This window comes from Microvirga medicaginis, assembly GCF_052658925.1.
The window spans coordinates 76,838-83,349 of the sequence record NZ_JBQWEL010000023.1 but is presented as its reverse complement, the minus strand read 5'-3'; the positions used below and the strand labels follow the sequence as shown (position 1 = coordinate 83,349).

The 6,512-nt window shown below is 57.6% G+C and carries 9 protein-coding genes; 4 read left to right on the top strand and 5 right to left on the bottom strand.

Annotation, left to right across the window (positions count from 1 at the left end; translation table 11 throughout):
• Window positions 1–227 precede the first annotated feature (227 nt).
• Both ACUXUR_RS22545 and ACUXUR_RS22540 read right to left on the bottom strand, forming a co-directional pair.
• On the bottom strand, window positions 228–515 hold the full coding sequence (locus ACUXUR_RS22545) for a DUF3303 domain-containing protein (RefSeq protein WP_445504593.1): 288 nt from the start codon (window positions 513–515) through the stop codon (window positions 228–230).
• 493 nt (window positions 516–1,008) lie between these two features.
• The gene (locus ACUXUR_RS22540) at window positions 1,009–1,671 is read right to left on the bottom strand and encodes a cold-shock protein (RefSeq protein WP_445504592.1); all 663 of its coding nucleotides are present in this window, start codon (window positions 1,669–1,671) and stop codon (window positions 1,009–1,011) included.
• A gap of 325 nt (window positions 1,672–1,996) precedes the next feature.
• Here ACUXUR_RS22540 and rpsU point away from each other — a divergent pair, with 325 nt between their 5' ends.
• Entirely contained in the window at window positions 1,997–2,314 is a 318-nt protein-coding gene (gene rpsU, locus ACUXUR_RS22535; protein WP_445504598.1) for a 30S ribosomal protein S21, read from the top strand.
• 88 nt (window positions 2,315–2,402) lie between these two features.
• On the opposite strand, the gene ACUXUR_RS22530 is transcribed toward rpsU, so the two are convergent.
• Complete coding sequence (locus ACUXUR_RS22530; RefSeq protein ID WP_445504591.1) at window positions 2,403–2,567, bottom strand: hypothetical protein; 165 nt, start codon at window positions 2,565–2,567, stop codon at window positions 2,403–2,405.
• Window positions 2,568–3,135: 568 nt separating this feature from the next.
• Window positions 3,136–3,876 (bottom strand): Crp/Fnr family transcriptional regulator, encoded by a 741-nt coding sequence (locus ACUXUR_RS22525; protein WP_445504590.1) that lies wholly within the window; start codon window positions 3,874–3,876, stop codon window positions 3,136–3,138.
• A gap of 147 nt (window positions 3,877–4,023) precedes the next feature.
• Between ACUXUR_RS22525 and ACUXUR_RS22520 the strand changes: the two genes are divergently transcribed.
• Window positions 4,024–4,281 (top strand): DUF6894 family protein, encoded by a 258-nt coding sequence (locus ACUXUR_RS22520; protein ID WP_445504589.1) that lies wholly within the window; start codon window positions 4,024–4,026, stop codon window positions 4,279–4,281.
• A gap of 80 nt (window positions 4,282–4,361) precedes the next feature.
• Complete coding sequence (locus ACUXUR_RS22515; protein WP_445504588.1) at window positions 4,362–4,586, top strand: hypothetical protein; 225 nt, start codon at window positions 4,362–4,364, stop codon at window positions 4,584–4,586.
• 491 nt (window positions 4,587–5,077) lie between these two features.
• Here the strand turns inward: ACUXUR_RS22515 and ACUXUR_RS22510 are convergent, their stop codons facing one another.
• Window positions 5,078–5,443: a DUF6894 family protein gene (locus ACUXUR_RS22510; protein ID WP_445504597.1), complete on the bottom strand. Its 366-nt coding sequence runs from the start codon at window positions 5,441–5,443 to the stop codon at window positions 5,078–5,080.
• Between the two features lie 442 nt (window positions 5,444–5,885).
• Between ACUXUR_RS22510 and ACUXUR_RS22505 the strand changes: the two genes are divergently transcribed.
• Complete coding sequence (locus ACUXUR_RS22505; RefSeq protein ID WP_445504587.1) at window positions 5,886–6,284, top strand: PRC-barrel domain-containing protein; 399 nt, start codon at window positions 5,886–5,888, stop codon at window positions 6,282–6,284.
• The last annotated feature ends 228 nt before the right edge of the window (window positions 6,285–6,512 follow it).

The window sequence follows — 6,512 nt, the reverse complement described above, 5'->3', positions numbered from 1 at the left end:
TCCCCGCCAAACCGGCTGGGACGCAGTGTCTGCCCCGTGCCATCACAAAGACGCTCCGGGCTCCCCGTTCCCTCAGGCTGGAATCGCGACGGCCTTCAAGAGAACTTCGTGGAAGGCTGTAAATGGAGCCCTCAAATTAATAGCGCTCGGTCCGCGGCCATGAGGTATGCGTGTCCGCTCACGGACACGCACCGGCACAGTGTTTGCAGCATTCCGTCGCGAGAGCCTCAGGCGGACGAGCTTGCCTGCATCTGCTTCGCCAACTCGAGGCCCTGCTCAGCCATCATTGCAGGCATGACGGTCAAGTCGAAGACGTCATCCCAATCCACGATGGCTCTCATGATCGAGGCGGGGTTATCTGCTTCGGCGACAGCAATGACCGCTGCCTCAGTACTCATAGGCCAATATTCTGCAACCATCCGCATGCCGGCAGGGTACTCCCAGCTCACACGGCGGGCGATCCGTTCCTTGCCGCGGCTCCCGGCCTTCGCCTTACCGATGATGACGAACAACATGGAGACCTCCGTATCACGGCGGCTCCGCCTCCTGGCGGAATGACGACCGCCGAGTAGACCATCTTACGCCATTCTGACCGTGGGGGATTGGTCCATGAGGAGATGAGGCGCTGTCGCGCAGGCTGGATCACTGCTATTGACCTTCTTGCCTCGCTGTCTGAGTGCGGATTTGTTGGCCAGAGGATTTTTCGGCGAAGTGGATCCGGTTCACCGTCAAAAATGCGGCCCAGCAACAAAGAGAGCTGATTCCATGCAAAGGGAAACAGCTCTAGACGAGGTCATCGCCAGAATGATGTCTCGATCGCAGAGAGATCGGCAAGGATCTCCGCGCCAGCTCCTTGCCATCTCAGTCGAGCTGGTCGATCGCGGGCAGCACACATGTCTGCTCTACCGCAATATCGGACACTCTTCTCGGATAGAGGCTGACCTCGCTCTCGCCGGACGCGAATGGTACTCAAGCGCCCTGAGCCTGAGAAACGAGACGTCGCTCCGCCTAAGCGAGTTCGACCGCCCCGACCTCACGTCCCTTGCGACCTTCCACGATTGCCACGCGAACCGCCTGCCCCGGCTCCAATCCGCTGAGACCGGCGCGCTCCAGAACAGAGACGTGAACGAACAGATCCTTGCTTTCGCCCTCGACAGCGATGAAGCCGAAGCCCTTCGTCTGGTTATACCACTTCACCGTACCGACGGTATCCGGGATGGCGCTGAGAGCCTGAAGCCCCCCTTGGCGTGGACGCCCCTCGGGAGTTCCCATGGGAGCCCTTGGGGGGCGTGGCCCACGGCGGCCGGATTCGGGCTCAGCCGTGCTGGTGTCGACACTGACGATCTCGTTGACCTGAGGCCCCTTCTGGCCCGGGCCGACCTGGATCACCAGCGTGGTGCCCGAGGGCAGAGTGCTATGGCCTGCAGCCTCCACCTGCCTGATGTGCAGGAAAGCCTCGCCCGAGCCGTCCGTCAGCTCGACGAAGCCGAAGCCTTTGTCAGGATTGAACCATTTCACCCGCGCCTCGGCCTCGCGACCTGAAGATGCACGCGGGGCTTGTGGGCGAGCGGGCCGCTCGTAGGATGGTGGTGGGGCATAATCGCCCCACTGATCAGCGGATTGCCCGCCAAATTGACGCTGACGATTGCGGTGCTCGTTACCCCGGCCCATCTAAACTGCCTTCCGAAGTCATTCTTGTCTCGCATAGAGGCGTAACGCTCTCACTCGTCAAGGGCAAGAGAGATACCGGCTCAATTATATTCTCTGATGAGGAAATCGGACACGAACGAACCGATGGTGCGGCTGCCCCTCTCAGGATTCGCAGCGCGGACAAAGTCCCTTTCGACCTGGAGAACGAAATCCGTGCCATGGACTGAAACTGTGCTAAGGTCCGGCCTCGCCAAGAGGGCTGAGCCCTCTTTCCTGCCGGTCTGCCATCGCCCATGGCCTATGGCAAGTCCTCCGGCACGCTCCAAGCATGAGATTGGATACCGCATTGCAGGTATTGGTACGCGACAACAATGTCGATCAGGCCCTCAGGGTGCTCAAGAAGAAGATGCAGCGTGAGGGCGTCTTCCGCGAGATGAAGCAGCGCAAGGCCTACGAGAAGCCCTCCGAGCGCAAAACCCGTGAAAAAGCGGAGGCAGTGCGGCGCAGCCGCAAAGCGGCCCGCAAGCAGGCCATTCGGGAGGGGCTGATCGCCGCCCCCAAGCCAAAGCCCCGATTTACCGGGCAGCGTCGACCCGCAACCGCGCTCAACGCCGGGGTCCGCGCGCCGGCGACGGAGCCGAAGGTCTTGCAGGACCGGCAATAGAGCCTCGCATCCTGCTCAGGCTTAGCGAGTGGCGCACCGATGATCGTGCGCCGCTTCGCTCTTTCATGCGAGAAGACGAGACAGAACGTCAGCCGATCATCTCAAGGACGATCTGACGGATTTCCTCTCGCGACAGACCGGACGGTTGGGATTTATCGACCGGCTTAGCCTCTGGCGCTTGTTTCAAGGGCTGCGGCTCGTGCTTCGGCTGAGGCTTGTGCTTCGGATACTGGATTTGAGCTGAATTAGACATAGGATTCCTGTCGCCGCACCAGCGCAAAACCGGAACGGCATTGTTGTGTTTGGGGTTGTCGAAGGTGGGGCAACGACGTGTAAGCGCCCGCCTTAAGCGGACTGAAAGAACAAACGATCGGAACGGAAAGCGGGCTCGGCGCTCAATCACGAGCTAAGGAGAGCAGGCCGAACATGTCGGTTGGATAGCTTCATATGGATGATCAATCGGATCATTGCAAGATAAAAGCCGTAATATTTTAATAAATTGACGTAGTGCAAAATTCGAAAGTCGCACCAGGAGGCTTTCATTTTCAGGCGTACATTAGAAAAACATTGCCCCTTGAAATTTAACGGGTATTTACTCGGGAACATTCTTTTACAACGTTGAAGTTGTACTTGCCTTAAGCGCAACCCAAAATACACATCATCGACATTGGCCGATACAGGCGTTACGCCTTGGCACGCCAAGTGCCCGCTCAGACACTCTTCCCAATAACGCTGAGCCCGAGACGCAAGTCGTATTCTGGGACTCCTTCAAGCTGACAACGGCGACAAGGACATGTTCGTCCCCACCACCGCAATGCCGCTTAGAGGGCCTCATTCTTCACCAGATGCAGGTAGGTCGGGTCGAACTCCCCTGCCCTCTGCAATCCCTCCCAGTCCAGCACCCGCAGCATGCCCCCACGCAAGGTGATCAGGTTCTCGCTCCGGAGTTCCTGAAGCACGCGATTGACGTGCACGGTCGAGATTCCGAGCGCATCGCCCAGCTCTGCCTGCGTAACCGGCAGATTGAAGGCATGATCCTCCACCAGCTCGACCGCTCTCAGCCGCACCAGCAGCTCGCAAAGGAGATGTGCGATCCGGCTACGGGCCTCACGCCGCCCGAGCCCCACGATCCACTGGCGGAAAACCGCCGCGTCGATCAGCGTGTCGCGCCAGAACAGGTCGCCCAGACGGGGGTGGCTGCGCACGAAGCTGCGCAGGTCCTCATGCTGGATGAAGGCGAGCTTGGACGGGACCAGCGTGCCCAGGCTGTGATCCATCACCTTCAGATGCAGACTCTGAAGGTCAGGGATGTCGCCGCCGATGTGGAACGACAGGATCTGCCGCTTGCCCTCATCTGTGAGATTGTAACGGCAAGCGAAGCCCTCGACGATCAGGCAGCACTCGGAGGGGGTATCGCCTTCACAGACGATATCCTGGTCCGCTGGGACGGTTTTCAGCCGCAACGGCAGACGCAGTAGGGCGGCCTTCTCTTCCAGCGTGAGCGGAGCGATGCTCTCCAGCTTTCGGATCAGCGCGGCGGCATGGGGGTGGATGGCGTCCAAGATGGCCTCCCGAATGAATAGGCGGGAGCTCTTGTCTCTCAGTCGCCAGCGCCTAAGACTCGGATGCTGACGATGCTTTGATTGTCACAGGCGAATGCGCCTTGAGCAAGGCATAGGAACATTGGGAAGTTACCTTAGTTGATCCGCATGCCGCGCTATTTCTTTGATTCCTACGACGGTGACCGCTTCATCCCCGACCATGAAGGGCTTGAACTGCGGGATATTGCGGCGGCTGAACGCGAGGCGCGAAAGGCCCTGCCCGACATGGCGAAGGATGCTCTTCCAGATGGCGACCCGCAAACCTTTATCATCAGCGTCAGGAACGAAGCTGGACAGGTGGTGCTGCGGGCTGCACTCTCGCTCGTAGTGGAAAACCTCCCCGAATTTCCGTCTGCAGAACGTTGATATAATTCAATCTGACAGCTTAAGCACATCGTTAACACACATTAATGCTTGGCTGTGTGCTTCCTGTAAGCTGACATCTTATGAATGAGCGTGATCAGTCTGCTTCCCATGAAAACAAGCCCGAGCAGGGCCAGGACGCGCTTGGTGAAACAATTCAACAGGCCAACCGTGCGATTGAGGCATCACGTGCCGAAATTGCACGCTCGCAAGCCTTGGGCCGCTCCGAGGCCGAGCTCTCGCGCCAATTCGACAAGCTGAATAAGGAACATGACCGTCTAAGTGGCGGTCAAAGGGATGGCACCTAGCGCCTCGTGCGAAACCGAAGGGGCGCGCCGGCAAAAGTGGACCTGTTTTCCGCACGATGTGTTCCTGAAGCGAAGAAGCATCAGACTGAGCCCAAAAGGCAAATCCACTTTTCTCGTCCGGTGCTCCAGAACTTTGGGGCCCCAACCGACAACACCCGGGCCGATAAGGTCATGAGGGAACCGCGTCGTCCTTCGATAAGCTGTGCAGTTTATTAGCCCTGTTGAGGCTTCTACGCATTGCTGGCTCAGGAGCACAGCGCTCAGGATCATTTCTTGTCCGGGTTTTGGACAGGCGAAGGAATCTCGCTGTCTCCATAGCCTCGCCTCCCGTCGAGCTTTACCTTCGACACAGGAGGTTGGTGACCGTGTGACAGCCCCATCGCTTTCCAGATCGCATCCAGAACAGCCTGAGTTATGCCGGTCTTGTCTTTGCTCATAGCTTGCTCGCTTTCCTAAGCCTCAACCGCACTCTGAGAGACTTTCAGGTCGGATCAGTTTCTTCGGTTCGGGGCTTCGGAGAACGGTACCGCCGAAACATGCTGATTGGCCCTGTCCATAATCTCGAAACACCAGCCCCGACGATCCTCGCCTAGCCGATCACCTTTCAGAATGATGTCAGAGGCGTCAATGAGCGCTTTTTCTCGTGCTGATTGGAGGTCCGGACAGACGTTACCTTCCGGATCCTCGATCACGCCGCTCTCTGTTCTGATGTTGAAGTAATAAAGTGCCGGTTCTGCCTTAGGCAGAGGGGCAGGATTTGGATCATGGAAGCGGCGACCGGAACGCGGTGCACCTCCCTCACTTTCCCACCGTTTGAGATCCTGACGTTGGCTCGACCGTCTCGGAGCGTTGGTCATGGAAAACAATTGCATCTCTGCAAGGCATTTTCATGACTGCGTGGTGTTGACGCGGCTTGATTGAGAAGGCCCTTTGCAACAAAGGGCGATGCACCGGGTTTAACCATTAACTTATGTTATCCGTGTCATCGGGATTGCGCCGCTTCTGACGATGGAGAGACCCGCATGAGATCGATGGACGATCCATTCCAACGATTTAGCGAGACAATCGTCCCAGGCAGCTTAAATTTCACGCAAACTCAGATGAACTTGATCTTGGGACAGTCACTTGCGAGCATTTACCAGGACATACTGAAAGCTCCTGTCCCCCAGCACCTCCAGACTCTCCTCGATCAGCTGAATGAGGAATATTCTTCCTCGGAAGGCAACAGAGGTTCACCTTCCTAAGGGCCCGCGTCTTGGCCAGCAATGGACATATGCTTTTCGCCTAAGGACAGGGCTCATGCGCTTGCCAATTATCTTGCTTCTCTCCACTCTTGGTGCCGCAGGTGCGGCGTATGGCCAGAGCACTCCAGCTCCATCAAGTGCTACGCAATTCATCACCATCAGCAATAATTCAATCCTCAGCTCGAGATTGATTGGCCTGGACGTGCAAAACGCCAGCGGCAAAGGAATGGGCAAGATCGAGGATGTGGTCTTCGAAGGCGGCCAGATCAGCGGGATCGTGTTGTCCGTCGGCGAAGTTCTGGGCAGCGGACAGCGTTACGTGGCTGTAGACCCGTCATCGATCTCGATCCGGTACATCGAGGGTGAGAACAGGTGGCAAGCGATGATGAATGCTGACCTTGACCAACTGAAATCAGCTCCGGAGTTCCGGTACGAGGGCAAGTGGAAGCGTTGACCTTTCCGTCCAAGGCACCGTAATCGCTCAGGACGGGTGATGATGCAGCGATAGAACTGCCACGCCTCTTTGCACCAAGCTGATGTTCATAGGGGAGACGATCAAGGTTCCTTAGACGTCATGATCTCTTTCAAGCGTCGCCATAGGATTCACGTGCGCCGCGGCAGTGCTGCTAATCCGTGGGCAGGCCAGGAACTTATCTCGACGGTCCTTCTTAACTTCGAAGGG

Excerpts from the sequence above, each read along its gene's own strand:
- ACUXUR_RS22530 (WP_445504591.1), bottom strand. The coding sequence starts at position 2,567 with ATGTCTAATTCAGCTCAAATCCAGTATCCGAAGCACAAGCCTCAGCCG.
- ACUXUR_RS22520 (WP_445504589.1), top strand. The coding sequence starts at position 4,024 with ATGCCGCGCTATTTCTTTGATTCCTACGACGGTGACCGCTTCATCCCC.
- ACUXUR_RS22545 (WP_445504593.1), bottom strand. The coding sequence starts at position 515 with ATGTTGTTCGTCATCATCGGTAAGGCGAAGGCCGGGAGCCGCGGCAAG.
- ACUXUR_RS22540 (WP_445504592.1), bottom strand. The coding sequence starts at position 1,671 with ATGGGCCGGGGTAACGAGCACCGCAATCGTCAGCGTCAATTTGGCGGG.
- ACUXUR_RS22510 (WP_445504597.1), bottom strand. The coding sequence starts at position 5,443 with ATGACCAACGCTCCGAGACGGTCGAGCCAACGTCAGGATCTCAAACGG.
- ACUXUR_RS22515 (WP_445504588.1), top strand. The coding sequence starts at position 4,362 with ATGAATGAGCGTGATCAGTCTGCTTCCCATGAAAACAAGCCCGAGCAG.
- ACUXUR_RS22505 (WP_445504587.1), top strand. The coding sequence starts at position 5,886 with ATGCGCTTGCCAATTATCTTGCTTCTCTCCACTCTTGGTGCCGCAGGT.